The sequence below is a fragment of the Barnesiella sp. ET7 genome, from assembly GCF_024733785.1.
Classification (GTDB): domain Bacteria; phylum Bacteroidota; class Bacteroidia; order Bacteroidales; family Barnesiellaceae; genus Barnesiella; species Barnesiella merdigallinarum.
In genome coordinates this window covers 37554-56619 of the sequence record NZ_JANRHM010000016.1, presented here as the reverse complement: position 1 = coordinate 56619, position 19066 = coordinate 37554, and the positions used below count along the sequence as shown (strand labels likewise).

Below are 19066 nucleotides of genomic sequence, written 5' to 3'. Positions count from 1 at the left end.
CCTTAATACAAATATATAATAAATTTTCCATTAAAAAATGAAAACGAGAGGGATTATTCTCGCCTTGCTCGAAGTTCTGGGAGCGGGTAGAAATCGAGTGGGGGAGTACCCCGGGGGCTTTGTGGCCATACACCCCCTTTAAGGGGAGACGAAATGGTTTGAAAAAGCGGGAACAGGCGTTGAAACGGTTTATATTTTCTTTCCTGTATAAAAATTCAATCGATTGTTTTACAATATAATAGACCGTTGCATGATTTATAAAAACATGTTGGCTCTCCGGCTGCGTTCACATTTTTTATATATTTGTATTACACCAATATTCTAATAGTATGAAAAGGACCTGCACATTGTTTATCATCATGTTTAGCTTCTTGATTTGGCCGGCTCATCTCTTTGCCTCTGCACCGATTGTAAAGAAAGTTGCCCCTACCTTCTGGTGGGCGGGTATGAAGAATCCGGAGTTACAGATTTTATTGTATGGCGACCGCATTGCCGCCTGCGACGTGACCCTCTCGAGTTGCGACGTAGAGCTGAAAGAGGTCGTGAAACAGACCAATCCCAACTACCTGCTGTTGTATGTCGACCTCTCCGAGGCGGCTCCGCAGACCTTCGACATTGTGCTGAAGAAGGGAAAAAAGGTCGTTACGGTCCCCTATGAGCTGAAAGCCCGCAGCCGGAACGGCAACGACATCGAGGGCTTTACCGCCTCGGATGTACTCTATCTGATTATGCCCGACCGATTTGCCAACGGTAACCCCAACAACGACGTGGTGCCCGGCATGTTGGAGAATAAGGTCGACCGCAACGGACAGTATGCCCGCCACGGCGGCGACCTGAAGGGGGTGGCCGACCACCTCGACTATCTGGCCGATTTGGGCGTGACTACCATCTGGCTCAATCCCATCCAGGAAAACGACATGCCCGACGGTTCGTATCACGGCTATGCCATCACCGACTACTATCAGGTAGACCGCCGCCTGGGCAGCAACGAGGAGTTCAAGGCGTTGGCCGAGCAGGCTCACCAGAAGGGGCTGAAGGTGGTGATGGATATGATTTTCAACCACTGCGGCAGCGAGAACTACCTGTTCAAGGATAAGCCCTCGACCGACTGGTTCAACTTCAAGTCGCACTATACCCAGACCTCATTCAAGACGGCCAGCGTGCAGGACATCCATGCCAGCGAGTATGAGCGTCGGCTGGCTACCGACGGCTGGTTTACCCAGGTGATGCCCGACTTGAACCACCGCAACCGCCACGTGGCCCGCTACCTGATTCAGAGCAGCATCTGGTGGATCGAGTATGCCGGTATCAACGGCATCCGCCAGGATACGCACCCCTATGCCGATTTCGACTTCATGTCGCAGTGGTGTCGCGAGGTACTCGACGAGTATCCCCGCTTCAACATCGTGGGCGAGACGTGGCTCAACAGCAATGTGCTGGTGTCGTTCTGGCAGAAGGACAGCCGGCTGGCTGCACCCCGCAACTCCAACCTGCCCACCGTCATGGACTTCCCCCTCACCGACCTGATGAACAAAGCCTTTGACGAGGAGACGACCGACTGGGGCGGCGGCCTCTACCGGTTGTACGACTACCTCACGCAAGACCTGGTCTATCCCAATCCCATGAGTCTGCTCATCTTCCTCGACAACCACGACACCTCGCGTTTCTACAAGAAAGCGGAGGATACCGCCAACCTCACCCGCTACAAACAGGCGCTGCTCTTCCTGCTCACCACACGCGGCATCCCGCAACTCTACTACGGCACCGAGATTGTGATGGCGGCCGACAAGAGCGAAGGCGACGGTATGCTGCGTCGCGACTTCCCCGGCGGCTGGTCGGGCGACAAGAGCGACTGCTTCACGGCCGAGGGGCGCTCCGACCTGCAAAACGAAGCCTTCGACTACACCCGCAAGCTGTTGAACTGGCGTAAGGGCAACGACGTAATCGGGAAAGGAAGTCTGACCCACTTCTCGATTATGAGTAACGTATATGTGTATGAGCGGAAGTATGGCGAGCATTCGGCCGTTGTGATTATGAACGGGTCGGACGAGCCGCAAGAGATCAACCTCACTCCCTATCGCGAGGTGTTGCCCGCAGCTTCGGCTACCGACTTCTTGAGCGGCCGCACGGTCGAACTGGGGGAGAAACTCTCGCTCGAGCCTCGCGAATCGCTGCTGCTCTGCTTCTAAACCGTTTATAATATTTCGGTGGATCGAAAGATTCAATTGTTTGTAAATAAGAAGTTTGAGAAGATAAAGCGTTTATAAATTTATTCTATCCGAATAGAAAGGGCTCTTTATCCTCTAATTTTGAAACCAAACTCAAACACGTAACAAGTTAACCAAAAAAACGCACCATGAATAGCATCAAACATCTCATCCTGGCCGGGGCCATGGTATGTATACCCATCCTGTCGAATGGCCAGCAGTTGGTTTCGCCAGACGGCAATCTGGTGATGAACTTCAGCCTCACTGCCAACGGGGCACCTGCCTACGATTTGTCTTATAAAGGAAAGCCGGTCATCAAGACCAGCACCCTGGGTCTGGAACTCAAGCAGGAGGACCCCAACGCACAAACCGACTTTCAACTCTCCGGTCCGAAAAAAATCGAAGGGCTGGAAGCCAAGGCCAATCTGATGAACGGATTCACGGTGGCCCAGACTCAGACGTCGAGTTTCGACGAGACCTGGACTCCGGTTTGGGGCGAAGAGAGCCAGATACGCAACCACTACAACGAGCTGGCCGTGACCCTCGACCAGCCTCAGAACAAACGTCAGATTGTCATTCGCTTCCGGCTGTTCAACGATGGTCTGGGCTTCCGCTACGAGTTCCCGCAGCAGAAAGAGCTCAACTATTTCGTTATCAAGGAGGAACACTCTCAGTTTGCCATGGCCGGCGACCATACCGCCTTCTGGATTCCGGGCGACTACGATACCCAGGAGTACGACTACACCACTTCGCGCCTCTCCGAGATTCGGGGGCTGATGAAGCAAGCCATTACGCCCAACTCGTCGCAAACTCCCTTCTCGCCCACCGGCGTGCAGACGGCCCTGATGATGAAGACCGACGACGGCCTCTACATCAACCTGCACGAAGCCGCTCTGGTCGATTACTCGTGCATGCACCTGAACCTCGACGACAAGAACCTGGTGTTCGAGTCGTGGCTCACCCCCGATGCCAAAGGCGACAAGGGCTACATGCAGACCCCCTGCCGTTCGCCCTGGCGCACGATTATCGTGAGCGACGATGCCCGCGACATCCTCGCCTCGCGCATCACCCTCAACCTGAACGAACCTTGCAAACTCACCGATACCTCCTGGATAAAACCGACGAAATACATCGGCATCTGGTGGGATATGATTACCGGCAAAGGCACCTGGGCCTATACCAACGACCTGTATAGCGTGCATCTGGACGAGACCGACTACTCCAAGACCAAGCCCAATGGCACCCACTCGGCCAACACCGAGAACGTGAAGCGCTACATCGACTTTGCGGCGGCCAACGGTTTCGATGCCGTGCTGGTCGAAGGCTGGAACATCGGTTGGGAAGACTGGTTCGGAAACAGCAAGGACTATGTATTCGATTTCGTAACTCCCTATCCCGACTTCGACGTGCAGGAGATTCACCGCTATGCCGCCGAGAAAGGGGTGGAGATGATCATGCACCACGAGACCTCCTCGTCGGTACGCAACTACGAGCGTCACATGGACAATGCCTACCGCTTCATGGTCGACAACGGTTACCATGCCGTCAAGAGCGGATATGTGGGCGACATCATTCCCCGTGGCGAACACCACTACGGGCAATGGATGGTCAACCACTACCTCTATGCCGTAGACAAGGCTGCCGACTATAAGATCATGGTCAATGCCCACGAGGCCGTGCGCCCCACCGGGTTGTGCCGCACCTATCCCAACCTCATTGCCAACGAGTCGGCCCGGGGTACCGAGTACGAGGCATTCGGCGGCAACCACGTGAACCACACCACCATTCTGCCCTTTACCCGCCTCATTGGCGGCCCGATGGACTACACCCCGGGTATCTTCGAGACCGATTGCAGCAAGATGACCCCCTCGAACACCTCGCGTGCCCGCACCACGCTGGCCCGTCAGCTGGCCCTCTATGTGACTATGTACAGCCCGCTGCAGATGGCTGCCGACATTCCCGAGAACTACCAGCGCTTCCCCGATGCCTTCCAGTTCATCAAGGATGTGGCCATCGACTGGGACGAGAGCAAATACCTGGAGGCCGAGCCGGGCGAATACATCACCATAGCCCGCCGGGCCAAGGGGACCGACGACTGGTACATAGGCTGTACGGCCGGTTACAACGGACATAAGTCGGAGCTCGTGCTCGACTTCCTCACCCCGGGCAAGAAGTACGAGGCCACCATCTATGCCGACGCCAAGGATGCCCACTGGGAGACCAATCCGCAGGCCTATACCATTACTCACAAGAAAGTAACCAACAAGAGCAAACTCAAACTTACCGCAGCCGTGGGTGGCGGATACGCCATCTCGATTAAAGAGATTAAGTAAATTTCTCCCCTCGTGAAAGAAGTCGAGGCTCCCGTCGGGGAGCCCGGCCTCTTTCTCTATCGCGGAGGCACACGGTATTTTCACAGAAGTCATTGATTCGTAGCCGCAAAGGCGTTATGTCTGGAGGGGCCCGCATTCGATGATTCCAATAATATTAAGAAATCTTTTTACTTTAAGCTAATAACATGAAAAGAAAAATTCTGAAAATTGCGAGCAAAATCCTATTATGGTGTATAGTAGGTTTCTTGCTACCTGCACATGCTTTCGCACAGAGCATGACAGTGAAGGGTGTTGTATTGGACAACACGGGTATGGCTATTATCGGAGCCAACGTCCTGGTGAAGGGAACTGGCAACGGAACGAGTACCAATATCGACGGAAACTTTACCATCAAGGCCAACAAGGGCGACATCATCGCCGTTTCGTACATTGGCTATCAACCTCAGGAACAACCCGCCAGCGAGTTGATGAAATTTGTTTTGCACGAAAACGAAGAGCTGCTTGACGAGGTGGTTGTGATTGGTTACGGTACGGTGAAAAAGACCGACCTCACCGGTTCGATTACCGCCATCAAGGCCGAGGACATCAACCGCGGTGCCGTCACTTCGCCCGACCAGATGCTGCAGGGCAAGGTACCGGGCCTGTTGGTTACTCCCGCAGCGGGCGACCCCACCGGTAGTGCAACGATTCGTATTCGTGGCGCCGCTTCGTTGAAGGCCAAGAACGACCCCTTGATCGTAATCGACGGGGTACCTGTTACGGCCGAGGGTGGTGCCGGCATGGCCAACCCGCTGGCATCGGTCAACCCCAACGACATCGACACCTATACGGTATTGAAGGATGCTTCGGCCACCGCCATCTACGGTTCGCGTGCTTCGAATGGTGTGATTATCATCACCACCAAGAAGGGCACCGGCAAAAATGTGCAGGTGAGCTACAACTCCAGCTACAGTTTGAAACAGAACAGCTCGACACTCGACGTGATGACGGGCGACCAATATCGCGACTACATGCGCAGCACTTATGCCGGCACCAGCCGTCTGGAGACCGTAGAGTCGCTCATGGGTACGGCCAATACTAACTGGCAGGACCTCATCTACCGCACGGCCTTCACGACCGACCAGAACCTGAGTGTCTATGGCAATGTGAAAGGCAAGTTCCCCTACCGGGTGAGCATGGGCTATACCTACGACGAGGCTACGTTGAAGGTGGGCGACAACCAGCGTGCCAACCTCTCGATAAGCATGACTCCCAAATTCTTCGACGACCACCTGAGCGTGAACATCAACGCCAAGGGTATCTACAACAAGGCCAACTATCCCAACTCGGGAGCCGTGGGCAGCGCCATCTCCTTCACCCCGACGCAGGAACCCTACTTCCGCAATGCCGACGGCAGCATCAACAAAGAGCTCTTCAACGGCTACTGGAACTGGAACGTGGGCGGTCAGGTAAGTACCAACTACGGCATCAACCCCCTGTCGCAACTCTACGACTATACCAACCGCAACGACTCGTGGCGTTCGTTGGGTAACGTGCAGTTGGACTATAAGATTCACGGCCTCGAAGACCTGCGCCTGAACCTGAACCTGGGTTACGACGTGGCCCGTACCGACGGCTACAAATATGCCGCTCTCGGGTCGGTAACCTCGGCTCGCAACAACATGTCGGGTCGCGACCTCTACGAAGAGTATGCCAACATCAACTCCAACACGCTGCTCGAGCTGTATGCCAACTACAACAAGCAGTTCGGTATCCACCACCTCGACGTGATGGCCGGTTACTCCTGGCAACACAACTATGTGAAGTACGACAACATCTCGTTCTATAACGCCAACCGCGACGAGGTTTACCTCGACAGCCCCTCGGACCGTCGTGAGTATTACCTGCTCTCGTTCTTCGGCCGTGTAAACTACTCGATCGACTCGAAATACCTGTTCACCTTCTCGTTGCGCGACGATGCCTCTTCGCGTTTCTCCAAGGAGAACCGCTGGGGTCTCTTCCCCTCGGCCGCCTTTGCCTGGAATATCGTGGAAGAAGACTTTATCAAGGACCACCAGACACCGCTCTCCAACTTGAAAATTCGGTTGGGTTGGGGTCGCACCGGTCAGCAGGACATCGGTATGGACAACTGCTACGCCTATCAGCCGCGGTATGTCATCTCGACCAGCCCCAACATGATGATTCCCGGATTCCCCGGTTTGGGCGACGGCGTTGACGGCTATGCCTATACCATCTCGCCCATGGCCTACAACAAGAATATCAAGTGGGAGACCACCGAAACCTACAACGTGGGTGTCGACTTCGGCTTCCTGAACGGCCGCATCAGCGGTAGCGTGGATGCTTATCTGCGTCACACCTACGACCTGCTCAACGACATCACCACGCCGCTCGGCTCCAACTTCTCCAACACGGTGATTACCAACGTAGGCGACATGGAAAATAAGGGTGTAGAGGTGAACTTGAGCTTCGTACCCATCGAGACCAAAGACCTGCACTGGGACATCAACCTGAACGGTACCTGGCAAGACACCAAAATTACCAAGCTGAGCAATGTGCCTACCGAGGACTATCTGGGCGTACGCGTCGGTTCCAACCTGAGCGGTACCAGCGGATACTCGTCGCTCTACCGGGTAGGCTATGCTCCCTACACCTATCACCTCTTCCAACAGGTATACGACTCCAACGGCAACCCCATAGAGAATGCGCTGGTCGACCGCAACGGCGACGGCCAAATCACGCAGGACGACCGCTATGTGACCGGCAAGAGCATCATGCCCTATTTCTATTTCGGTATCAGCACGCAAATCGTGTACAAGAACTGGGACTTCGGTTTCAATGCCCACGGTTCACTGGGCGGCTATGCCCTCAACAAGGTGGCCAAGGATAACTCCAGCGGTTACAAGGACGACTACACCAAGGGCTACATCGACAACCTCATGCCCATTTGCCAGAAGACCGGTTGGACCGAGAGCCTCACCGAGTTCCAGCACTTCTCCGACATGTTCCTCGAGGATGCCTCGTTCTTCCGCATGGACGACATCAACGTAGGCTACACCTTCGACAAAATCAAGAACTGGAAGGGCAAAATCCGCATCGGTGCTTCGGTACAGAATGTATTTGTCATCACCAAGTACAGCGGCCTCGACCCCGAACTCACGGTCAACAGCAGCGGCGAACTCGACGGTGTGGACCAGAACCTCATTCCCCGTCCCCGTCTCTACACCTTGCGACTCAACATTAACTTCTAACTACCCTAAGACACAGCATTATGAAAAAACTGATATATTATACACTGGCCATCGCAGCGACGGCGCTCTCGATGACCTCCTGTCTCGGCGACCTGGATACCGTACCTCTGAACGAGACAGACAAGACCGGCGAAACGGCCTACCAGAACATACAGGACTTTCAGCGGGGACTGGCCTACATCTACGGCTCCTTCTCGCTGTCGAGCCAGAACGACCCGGGAAAGGCCGACATCAATGTCGACGATGCCGGACAGAGCGAGTTTATCCGCCAGATTGTGGTACTGAACGAGATGAGTACCGACGCCATGAAATGTATCTGGGGCGACAGCTACATTACCGAGACCCAAACGGCTTCGTGGACAGCCGGCGGTAATGCCGCCCTGGTGGCCACCTACACCCGTGGTCTCATCACGGTTACCCGTGCCAACGAGTTCCTCACCCGTGCCACGGGCCGCGAGATGGACGGTCTGCCCGGGCTGATTGCCGAGGCCCGTTTCCTGCGCGCCTATGCCTATTTCGTGTTGATGGATCTGTATGGCAATCCGCCCTTTGCTACCGAAGAGAACATCGGTGGCGGTTCGCTGCCGACGCAGATAGGACGTCCGGCGCTGTTTGCCTGGATCGAGAGTGAGCTGAAAGCGCTGGCCGACCCCAACAGCGCCATGCCCAACGTAGGCGAGGTTCCCTATCCGCGTGCCACGAAAGGCAGTGCACAGGCTCTGCTGGCCCGTCTCTACCTCAATGCCGAGGTCTATACCGGCACTCCCCGTTGGGAAGATGCCCGCACGGCAGCCGAGAAGGTGATTGGCATGGGTTACGGCTTGTGCTCGAACTATGCCCACCTCTTCCTGCAGGATAACGGCGAGAATCCCGACGCTCAGAAAGAGATGATTTTTGCCATCGGTTACGACAGCAACCAGATGCAGAGCTGGGGCGGAACCACCCACCTGGTGAGCGGTAACGTGCACGATGCAGCCAGTCAGGCCATTGCCAAGGAGCTGGGCTTCGGCGACAACACCTTCATGTCGCCCGAGCGTTGGAACGGATACCACATCCCCAACGAATATGTAGAGGCCAACTTCGAGATGAAGAATGTCTCGTGGGGCGGTACCGGCATCGGTTACGACCGCGAGGGCAGCGACAAGCGCGCCTTCTTCTGCAACACGGGTTGTGAGAAAGAGTTCGACCTGAAGGTGGCCGAGACCGGCTGGCGTTGCTGGAAGTTCAACAGCATGGATTCTCAAAATCAGCTCCACCTCGACAACAACTTCTCGTCGGCCGACTTCCCCGTGATTCGTCTGGCCGAGATGTACCTCATCTACGCCGAGGCACAAGCCCGCCTGGACAACGGCATTACCACCGACGCCAAGGCCCTCGGTTATATCAAGCAGTTGCGCGACCGTGCCGGGCTCGATACTCCCGCATCGATCGACCTCGACTTCATCCTGAAAGAGCGTGCCTGCGAGTTGATGATGGAGGGTCACCGTCGTACCGACCTCATTCGCTACGGCTACTTCACCTCCATGAGCTTCCCCTGGCCCTACAAGGGCGGTGTGCCCACCGGAGCCGTAGAGATTCCGGCCTATCGCACCATATTCCCGCTGCTCGACAACGACGTGGCTGAGAACTCCAACCTCACGCAGAATCCGGGTTACTAATCATCACCACAATATCATCAATCCTCAATAAGAAACGATTATGAAACTATTCAAAAATATAGCATTATTCGCAGCGGTAGCCCTGCTGGCCGGCTGCGAAACGGAGATAGATACTCCGCAACTCAATGCGCCTGCCGACTTTGTGGCTCCCGTCATGAGCGATTGCGGCAACGTGGTTGTCAATGCCGACAACTCCGACGACGAGAATGTCATCTTCTCGTGGACTCCGGCCGACTTCGGGCAGCCGGTGCAGATACTCTATTCGGTCTATCTCACCCTGGGCGAGAAAGAGGGCTTGTTGGGAACGACCAACGGCACCTCGCTGGCCGTGAAGAAGGGCGACCTGAATGGCGTGGTGATCAATAGCCTGGGTGTGACCAAAAACGACAAGGCCGAGGGCGTGACCGCCTATGTATCGGCCCAGATTGCCAGTGCCGCCTATGCCGAGGTGGTGAAATCGCCCCTCTCCAATCCCTTCTCGGTACAGACCTATGCCGCCCCGCTTAAGTGGCTGTTCCTGTGCGGCGAGTTCAACAAGTGGACCATCGACCAGGCATCCCAGTTCTGGGAGACCGGTGGCGGAACCAATACCTACGAGTGCATGGTCGACCTCTCCATCCCCTCGGATTGCACGCCTACCGATGGCGAAAACTCCTACTTCAAGGTGACGGTGGCCCGGTCGTGGTCCGATGCCAACTGGGGTTACAGTGCGTTGCAGTCGAACTGGACCAACGTGGAGAACAACGACAACAACCTCAACCTGCCCATTACCGAGACCAACATCTATGCCTTGTCGGTCAATACCGTGGCCATGTCTATCACGCAGACACCCATAGGTAAGACCCTGGGGCTGGCCGGCGACTTCTCGGGTTGGGCCGACGGTGCCGATGCACCTCTGGTTTATGACTGGACCGACAATACCTGGAAGACCGCACCCCTCGAACTGGAGGGTGGCAAGGAGTTGAAGGTGCGTGCCGATGGTGCCTGGACTACCAACTGGGGCGGCGACGGCTCGACCAGTACCGATGTGCCCGGCGGTTTCGTGCTGGCAGCCGGTGGCGATAACCTCAAGGTGCCCGAGAGCGGAACCTTCGTGGTCGTGCTCCATGCCAACCGCACCCCCTATGTACTGGAATTTCAAAAACAATAAAACCGATAACCTTTAATCGATACAATCATGATAAAATATCTCAAATACATAGCCATAGCAGCCATCACCCTGATGGCCGCCACGGGGTGTCAGGACGACCCGGAAGATACCTTCTCGACCGCGCCTGTGGCTCCCTCGTTGCAAAACAACGGGAGCATCCTGATGACCCAGAACACCATGGACGAACCTATCCGGTGGGCCTGGACCGCCGCCCGTTTCCTGAAGGGTGATGTCACCTATTCGCTCTTCGTGAAGTATGGGCAGGAAGAGCCCGTGCAGGTAGGCGGGAGCACCACGGCTCTGACCCTCACGATGAGCAAGACCGCATTCCGCACCTTGCTGGAGGGCATTACCGCCATTCCCGAAAACTCGACCTTCGACCTCAACTTCTATGTCGAGGCTGCCGATGCCGAGGCGGTCTACAAGTCGGCCGAGCTGATGATGACCGTCTATTCCTACGGCAACTTTATTTCGGCCGTAGCCACACCGGCCGAGAGCGAGTTCACGCTCGACATCAACAACCTCACCGAGGAGCTCACGTTGCTCACCTGGGAGCCGGCCCGGCTGAACTACAACGAGGCCATCACCTACGACGTGCTGGTTAGCTGCGGGGGAGGCGAGCCCGTTACCGCCGCTACCGGTCTGACCGAAACCTCCTGCACCCTTACGGTCGACGCGTGGAACGAACTCTTTGTGAGTGTCGGGGCTGTCGAGGGGGCTGCCAGCGAAGTCTCCTTCACCGTGAAGGCCTATTCGCCTTCGTGTGAAGAGGGGTTGCCCTCGGCTCCTGCCACCATGACGGTGACTACCTACAAAGCCAACTTCCCCGCCTTCGTCACGTTGAAAGGTACCGACAAGCAGATACCTCAGAGCTCGGCTCAGAAGGGGTTGTTCGAGTGCTTCGTCAACTTCACCGAGGCAGCCAGCTTCACCTTCGAAGATGGTGATGCTCAGGTAGAGTATGGCGCTGATGCCCAGTTTGCCAACGATGCCAACGGTAACCTGGTGGCCAGCGGTGCCCTGACCGAGGGCGGAAGCGCCATCGGCGTAGAGGCCGGTTTGTACCGCGTATGTGCCAACATCAAGTTCAAGAACTTCATTCTGGTGAAGATCGAGAGCATGGGTATGATTGGCAACGCTACCCCCGGCGGGTGGGATGCCGAGACGCCCATGACCTACGATGCCGCCTCCAACACCTTCACCCTGAAGACCACCTTGACCGAGAGCGGCGAGTATAAATACCGTGCCAACAACAACTGGGGCTATGCCATCGACGGCGAGGGCAGCTTCTCCGACGGAACTCCCAATATCGTATTCGACAAGGCTACCGGCGAGTACAACGTGACTCTCGACGTGAGCAAGCACCCCTATGTGGCCAAGATTGTGAGCACGGCCTTCCCCACCGAAGAGTATATCTACGTGCCCGGTAACCACCAGACCCCCACGGCTTGGGATCCCGCTACGGCTCCGGCCCTGCGTTCGCTCGAGATGAACGGCATCTATACCGGTTTCAGCCGTCTGGACGGTGAGTTCAAGTTCACCCTGGCCCGCAACTGGGAGGATGGTGAGTACAACAGCACCCACTTCACCGATTATAGCGAGGGTCTCGCTCCTGCCAGCGGCAGCACCAACATCAACATGGCCAATCCGGGCTTCTACTACATCGAGGCCGACGTGATGACGCAGAGTCTCAAGGCTACCCTCATCGAGAGCTGGGGCCTCATCGGTGCCGCTACTCCCGGCGGATGGGATAGCGAAACGGTCATGACCTACGACGCCGAGAAAGGTTGCTGGAGCTGTACGGTTGCCCTCACGGCCGGTGAGATGAAGTTCCGGGCCAATGGCACCTGGGATTCGGGTGTCGACCTGGGCGGCTCTTTGGACGATCTCGTATTCAAAGGGAGTAACATTGCGGTGGCCGAGGCCGGTACCTATCTCGTAGAGATGTACCTGCAACGCACCAGCAGCGCACAGATGTACTGCACACTTACCGCTCAATAGCAGAAATCCGATAGCACAGAGAGACCGGCCGGACCCCGGGTATCCGGGTAGAGACCGGTCTCTCTCTTTTTATTCCCGATGACCGCAGCTCTCTTGCGGGAGATGTGCATCGCAATTTACGATTATGGACAAGACAGTATGAAAAAGTTTCTATTCTCATTTCTGGTAGGGTGTAGCCTGTTGTTCGCCGGTACGGCGTGCACCGAAGAGCACTTTGTCGGCGACGATAACGGGGCCGGCGGTTCGGGCCAATGGACCGATGTGGTTCCCTCGCCCGACGAGTGGGACGGTACTCCGCGGGCCGACATCACCTATCAGTTGCTCGTCTACTCATTTGCCGACAGCGATGGCGACGGTACGGGCGACTTCAACGGCATCACCGCCAAACTCGATTACTTGCAACAGTTGGGCATCACGGCCATCTGGTTGTCGCCCATACACCCCGCCATGTCGTACCACGGTTACGACGTGACCGACTATACAGCGGTGAATCCGCAATACGGCACCCTCGACGACTTCGACCGGCTGGTGAGCGAGGCCCGGGCGCGGGGCATCACCATCTATCTCGACTACGTGATGAACCACACGGGTCGCAATCACCCCTGGTTTACCCAGGCCACCTCGTCGCTCGACAATCCCTATCGCGATTATTACACCTTTTCGCAAGACCCGGCAGCCGATATTCAGGCCGGTCGGGTGCCCATGATTGCCAGCGAGGGGGCAGCCGGCTATAAGTCGGGCGAATGGTTTGCCGTGCCTACCGAGGCCGGCGGCTACTACACCTTTACCCTCGACTGGAGCTCGCCGTCGCAACCCACGGTCACGGTGACCCAGGCCACCCGGGCCGATGTCGACGCCGACAACACGAGCCCTTCGACCAGTAGCGACAAGTATCTGTACTACGGCGATGCCGTCTGCAAAAAGTTCTACGACAAGGGAAACGGCATCTACGAGCTGACGGTCGACTTTGCCTCGTCGTGGGGATTCCTCATTCGCACCAGCAACACCCAGTGGGGCAACTACAAATATGGTGCGGCCCGGCAGGGCGACCAGGCCCGGTTGGGAGAGCCCTTTGCCCTGAAGCAGGGCGAGAATGCCCAGAATATTTTGCTCGAGGGGATGGAGATGTGGTATTTCCACTCGGCTTTCGGTACCGACTGGTTTGCCGATTTGAACTACGGTCCCGTAGACCAGGCGGCCGAGTCGCCCGCCTATCAGGCCATCAGCCGTGCGGCCAAGGGTTGGATAGACCGTGGGGTAGGGGGCTTCCGCCTCGATGCCGTGAAGCACATCTACCACAATGCCACCTCCGACGAGAACCCCCGTTTCCTACGCCTCTTCTACGACGACATGAACAGCTATTACAAGCAGCAGGGCCACACCGACGACTTCTACATGGTGGGCGAGGTGCTCTCGGAGCACAACGAGGTGGCACCCTATTATCAGGGGTTGCCCGCCTTGTTCGAGTTCTCGTTCTGGTATCGGGTAGAGTGGGCCATCAACAACAACCAGGGCTGCTATCTGGTCAAAGACCTGCTTTCGTATCAGGAGGAGTATGCCGCTTATCGACCCGACTATATCCGGGCGACCAAACTGAGCAACCACGACGAGGACCGGGCGGCCTCGAAGCTGAACCGCTCGGCCAACAAGTGCCGCCTGGCTGCGGCCGTTTTGCTCACGGCACCGGGTTCGCCCTATATCTATTATGGCGAAGAGCTGGGCATCTATGGCACCAAGGCGAATGGCGACGAGTATGTGCGCAGTCCCATGCTCTGGGGCGACAGCTACACCACGAGCTACACCTCCAAGGTAGACCCCTCGGTGGCTTCGCAGGTGAAGCCGGTGAGCGAGCAGCAAACCGATGCGGCTTCGCTCCTGAACACCTATCTCACTTTTGCTCACGTGCGGCAGACCTATCCGGCTTTGGCCTCGGGTACGATGTCGCGGCACGAGGTCTATAACGAGGAGAATACGCAATATCCCACGGTTGCCGCCTGGTATATGACGGCGGGCGACCAGCGGGTACTGGTCGTGCACAATTTCGGGAGTGCTATTATCAGTCTGCCGCTTCTCGACCCGATAGAGAAGGCTGTAGCCACATCGGGTTCGGTGGCCTCGAAGGTAGAGGGCGAGACGACTACCCTCAGGCTGGGGGCCTATTCGTCGGTAGTCTATCTGTTGAAGAACAACTGACCGGGTGTCGGGCGCTTGAGAGCCCCGACCGACGGTGGAAACGTGATAGTGTAATTGGTAAGCGACGGCCTCTTTGCGGGGCCGTCGCTTGGTTTATAGCGGGTTGCCCGAAGGTCCTGGAGTCCCGTTTCTCTCTTGGACTTTGAATAAGTCAGGATGCGGTTTGGCAAAAAAACTCAAACAAGTTTGGCTTTTTTGCGCTCACCTTTCGCTATCTTTGGATAAGCCAGGAGTCGGTTCGGCAAAGTCAAATGTTGAAAACTTCGTTTTCCATTTGCCTCTGCGCTCACCTTTCTGCTTATCTTTGGATAAGATAGGATGCGGTTCGGCAAAAAAACTCAAACAAGTTTGGTCTTTTTGCGCTCACCTTTCACTATCTTTGGATAAGATAGGAGTCGGTTCGGCATAGACAAATGTTGAAAACTTCGTTTTCCATTTGCCTCTGCACTCACCTTTCACTATCTTTGTACAAAATGCCGAAAACCGTGCGGGAACCGGGATACCGACCGTGCGGAAATCGGTGGGGGAAATACCCCTAAGGTTGTATTTAACTGGATAGAAATTAAGGAAATATGGAGAAGAAATTCAAACGTACGCTGGTTACGACCGCATTGCCCTATGCCAACGGTCCTGTGCATATAGGTCACTTGGCAGGTGTGTATGTACCGGCAGATATCTACACACGGTATCTGCGCTTGAAGGGCGAAGATGTGATTATGATAGGCGGTAGCGATGAGCACGGTGTGCCCATCACCATCAAGGCCAAAGCCGAGGGGGTGACCCCGCAGGATATTGTGGACCGCTACCACAACATTATTAAGAAATCGTTCGAGGAGTTTGGCATATCGTTCGATATTTACTCGCGCACGACTTCGGCCATCCACACGCAGATGGCTTCCGATTTCTTCCGCAAACTGTACGACAAGGGTGAGTTTATCGAGAAGACCTCGATGCAGTATTACGACGAGGAGGCCAACCAGTTCCTCGCCGACCGCTATATCACGGGTACCTGTCCGCACTGCGGCAACGAGCACGCCTATGGCGACCAGTGCGAGGCTTGTGGTACTTCGCTGAATGCGACCGACCTCATCAATCCCAAGTCGGCCATCACGGGCAACAAACCGGTGTTGCGCGAGACGAAACACTGGTATCTGCCGCTCGACAAGTGGGAGCCCTTCCTGCGTCACTGGATTCTCGATGAGCACAAGGAGTGGAAACCCAATGTTTACGGCCAGTGTAAGTCGTGGCTCGATATGGGGCTGCAACCTCGCGCCGTGAGCCGCGACCTCGACTGGGGTGTGCCGGTGCCGGTCGAAGGGGCCGAGGGCAAGGTGCTCTATGTGTGGTTCGATGCTCCCATCGGTTACATCTCGAATACCAAGGAGTTGCTGCCCGATACGTGGGAGCTCTACTGGAAAGACCCCGAGACGAAGATGGTGCACTTCATCGGCAAGGACAATATCGTGTTCCACTGCATTGTATTCCCGGCCATGCTGAAGGCTGAGGGCAGCTACATCTTGCCCGACAATGTGCCGGCCAACGAGTTCCTCAACCTCGAGGGCGACAAGATTTCGACCTCGCGCAATTGGGCCGTATGGCTGCACGAGTATCTCGAGGACTTCCCCGGCAAGCAGGACGTGCTGCGCTATGTGCTCACGGCCAATGCGCCCGAGACGAAAGACAACGACTTTACCTGGAAGGACTTCCAGGCCCGCAACAACAACGAGCTGGTGGCTATTCTGGGCAACTTTGTGAACCGTGCCCTGGTGCTTACCCACAAATATTTCGACGGCAAGGTGCCCGAGGCCGGCGAGTTGACCGACTACGACCGCGAAACCTTGAAGGAGTTTGCCGACGTGAAGGCTTCGGTAGAGAATTATCTCGACCACTACCGCTTCCGCGATGCCCTCAAGGAGGCCATGAACCTGGCCCGTATCGGCAACAAGTATCTGGCCGATACCGAGCCCTGGAAGTTGGCCAAGACCGACATGCCGCGGGTGGCTACCATCTTGAATCTGGCTTTGCAGATCACGGCCAATCTGGCGATTGCCTTCGAGCCCTTCCTCCCCTTCTCGGCCGAGAAGTTGCGCGGCATGCTTCACATGGGTCACTGCGACTGGAACATGCTGGGTCGTACCGACATTCTGCCGGCCGGGGCCGAACTGGGCAAACCCGAACTGCTCTTCGAGAAAATCGACGACAGCGTAATCGAGGCTCAGGTGAACAAACTGCTGGAGACCAAGAAGGCCAACGAGCTGAAGAATCACAAGGCTGCACCGGTGCGCGAGAATGTGGCCTTCGACGACTTTGCCAAACTCGACATCCGCGTAGGCAAAGTGCTCGAGTGCCAGAAGGTGCCCAAGGCCGACAAGCTGCTGCAGTTCCGCATCGACGACGGTCTGGGCGGCCGCACCATCGTGTCGGGTATTGCCAAGCACTACAAGCCCGAGGATCTGGTGGGCAAGAATGTCTGCTTCGTGGCCAATCTCGAACCCCGTAAACTGAAGGGCATCGAGTCGCAGGGCATGATACTCTCGGCTGAGGATGCCGATGGCCGACTGATTGTCATCTCGCCGGCTACCGACGAGATTGCTCCGGGTTCGGAGGTGAAATAGAGACGTACGATAAAATCGTGATACAGAAAGAGCCCCGCACGAATCATCCGTGCGGGGCTCTTTTCGTATGGTTGAAGAAGAGAGCGAGAGACTCGTAGAGCCCTATTTCGGCTCTTCTGTGGCTTTATCGGTTGTTGTACTGGAGTATCTCCTCGATGATGTCGCGACGGTTGTAGAGGCGCGGAATCTTGTGCTGGCCGCCCAGTTTGTTGTGGTCGCGCAGCCAGTCGTCGAATATGCCCGGTTTGGCCGGGATTACCTCGAGGCACTCGAGGGCGATGCTCTTGAATCGCTTGGCTTCGTAGTCGGAGTTGAGGTTTTGCAGGTTCTGGTCGAGCCGTTGGGCAAACTCCTCGACCGGTACGGGCAGTTTGCTGAACTCGATGAGCCACTGGTGCCGCCCCTTGCTGTGGTCGGTCATGTATACCGGGGCTGCCGTGTAGTTGAGCACGCTGGCGCCCGTCTGCTCGCAGGTGCGGGCAATGGCCTGCTCGGCATTGTCGACCATCAGCTCCTCGCCGAAGGCGTTGATGTAGTGCTTGGTGCGGCCCGATACACAGATCTTCAGCGGGTGGGTCGAGAGCACCTTCACGGTGTCGCCCATGCGGTACCGCCACAAGCCGCCGTTCGAGGTGATGACCAGTTCGTAGTTGTGCCCGGCCTCCACCTCCCACAGGGGAACCGCCTGCTCGAGCGCTCCGCCCAGGGGGATAAATTCGAAGAAGATACCCAGGTCGATGAGCAGCAGCATGCCGGGTGTGGTCAGGTCGTTCTGCACGGCAAAGAAGCCCTCCGAGGCGTTGTAGGTCTCGACATAGTGCATCCGGGGGCTGGAGATAAGCTGGCGGTATTGCTCGCGATAGGGGGCAAAGCTGATGCCTCCGTGGAAAAACACCTCGAGGTTGGGCCACACCTCCGAAAGGTCCTGCCGTCCGCTCTTGTTCAGGATATGCTTGATGAGGACCAGGAACCACGAGGGGACCCCCGAGAGGTTGGTGATGTCGCGCCGGCCGATGGTGCTGTTGGCGATGGCCTCGAGTTTGGTGTCCCACTCGCTCATGAGGGCAATCTTTTTCGAGGGCACCCGGATGAGGTTGACCAGCGGGCTGATGTTCTGGATGAGGATGGCCGAGAGGTCGCCGCAATAGGCCTGCCCGAAAGGATTCTGTGCCCGGCTGCCTCCCAGTATGAGCCCTTTGCCCGAGAAGAAGCGGCTTTCGGGGTTGGCTCGCAGATAGAGGGCCACGCAATCGGCTCCTCCCTGATAGTGGCAATAGCGCAGCGCCTCGGCGCTCACGGGGATGAACTTGCTCTTGTCGTTGGTCGTGCCCGACGATTTGGCAAAGTGCCGTATGGGGGTAGGCCACAGGATATTCTGCTCGCCTTGCATCGTGCGTTCGATGTAGGGCTTCAGCTCCTCATAGCCGCTGATGGGTACGCGCTCGGTGAAACTTTTGTAGGAGTTTATTTCGTCGAACCGGTAGGTGGTGCCCAGTCGTGTTTTCCGGGCCTTTCGCAGCAGGTCGATCAGTGTTTTTTGTTGTATGATGTCGCCATATTCGGCATAGCGATCGATTTGGGCGAGTCGTTTGTCAAATACCGGGCGTAACCACTTCGTGAGATTCATTTGTCGCAAGTTTTCAATGCGGAGCAAAAATAAA

The 19066-nt window shown here is 56.4% G+C and carries 9 protein-coding genes; 8 read left to right on the top strand and 1 reads right to left on the bottom strand.

Annotated features, from left to right (window positions below; genetic code table 11):
* The first annotated feature begins 329 nt into the window (after positions 1-329).
* The 8 genes from NW211_RS10620 to metG all read left to right on the top strand — a co-directional run bounded on the left by NW211_RS10620 (position 330) and on the right by metG (position 17405).
* Complete coding sequence (locus tag NW211_RS10620; RefSeq protein ID WP_375379588.1) at positions 330-2189, top strand: glycoside hydrolase family 13 protein; 1860 nt, start codon at positions 330-332, stop codon at positions 2187-2189.
* Between the two features lie 203 nt (positions 2190-2392).
* Complete coding sequence (locus tag NW211_RS10615; RefSeq protein WP_375379589.1) at positions 2393-4540, top strand: glycoside hydrolase family 97 protein; 2148 nt, start codon at positions 2393-2395, stop codon at positions 4538-4540.
* A 275-nt stretch (positions 4541-4815) separates the two neighbouring features.
* Complete coding sequence (locus NW211_RS10610) at positions 4816-7788, top strand: TonB-dependent receptor (RefSeq protein ID WP_309249707.1); 2973 nt, start codon at positions 4816-4818, stop codon at positions 7786-7788.
* Between the two features lie 20 nt (positions 7789-7808).
* The gene (locus NW211_RS10605; protein ID WP_087407778.1) at positions 7809-9446 is read left to right on the top strand and encodes a RagB/SusD family nutrient uptake outer membrane protein; all 1638 of its coding nucleotides are present in this window, start codon (positions 7809-7811) and stop codon (positions 9444-9446) included.
* A 40-nt stretch (positions 9447-9486) separates the two neighbouring features.
* A complete protein-coding gene (locus tag NW211_RS10600) occupies positions 9487-10596 on the top strand; it encodes a SusE domain-containing protein (RefSeq protein WP_087407777.1) in 1110 nt (369 codons plus the stop codon).
* Between the two features lie 27 nt (positions 10597-10623).
* A complete protein-coding gene (locus NW211_RS10595; protein WP_258327822.1) occupies positions 10624-12597 on the top strand; it encodes a SusF/SusE family outer membrane protein in 1974 nt (657 codons plus the stop codon).
* 138 nt (positions 12598-12735) lie between these two features.
* Positions 12736-14790, top strand: a complete 2055-nt coding sequence (locus NW211_RS10590) for an alpha-amylase family glycosyl hydrolase (protein WP_258327821.1) — start codon at positions 12736-12738, stop codon at positions 14788-14790.
* Positions 14791-15362: 572 nt separating this feature from the next.
* A complete protein-coding gene (gene metG, locus NW211_RS10585; RefSeq protein ID WP_258327820.1) occupies positions 15363-17405 on the top strand; it encodes a methionine--tRNA ligase in 2043 nt (680 codons plus the stop codon).
* Between the two features lie 124 nt (positions 17406-17529).
* On the opposite strand, the gene NW211_RS10580 is transcribed toward metG, so the two are convergent.
* Positions 17530-19032 (bottom strand): GH3 auxin-responsive promoter family protein, encoded by a 1503-nt coding sequence (locus tag NW211_RS10580; RefSeq protein WP_258327819.1) that lies wholly within the window; start codon positions 19030-19032, stop codon positions 17530-17532.
* Positions 19033-19066 lie beyond the last annotated feature (34 nt).

What these genes read in the sequence shown, in the direction of transcription:
- NW211_RS10620 (WP_375379588.1), top strand. Translation starts at nt 330, where the DNA reads ATGAAAAGGACCTGCACATTGTTTATCATCATGTTTAGCTTCTTGATT.
- NW211_RS10615 (WP_375379589.1), top strand. Translation starts at nt 2,393, where the DNA reads ATGGTATGTATACCCATCCTGTCGAATGGCCAGCAGTTGGTTTCGCCA.
- NW211_RS10610 (WP_309249707.1), top strand. Translation starts at nt 4,816, where the DNA reads ATGACAGTGAAGGGTGTTGTATTGGACAACACGGGTATGGCTATTATC.
- NW211_RS10605 (WP_087407778.1), top strand. Translation starts at nt 7,809, where the DNA reads ATGAAAAAACTGATATATTATACACTGGCCATCGCAGCGACGGCGCTC.
- NW211_RS10600 (WP_087407777.1), top strand. Translation starts at nt 9,487, where the DNA reads ATGAAACTATTCAAAAATATAGCATTATTCGCAGCGGTAGCCCTGCTG.
- NW211_RS10595 (WP_258327822.1), top strand. Translation starts at nt 10,624, where the DNA reads ATGATAAAATATCTCAAATACATAGCCATAGCAGCCATCACCCTGATG.
- NW211_RS10590 (WP_258327821.1), top strand. Translation starts at nt 12,736, where the DNA reads ATGAAAAAGTTTCTATTCTCATTTCTGGTAGGGTGTAGCCTGTTGTTC.
- metG (WP_258327820.1), top strand. Translation starts at nt 15,363, where the DNA reads ATGGAGAAGAAATTCAAACGTACGCTGGTTACGACCGCATTGCCCTAT.
- NW211_RS10580 (WP_258327819.1), bottom strand. Translation starts at nt 19,032, where the DNA reads ATGAATCTCACGAAGTGGTTACGCCCGGTATTTGACAAACGACTCGCC.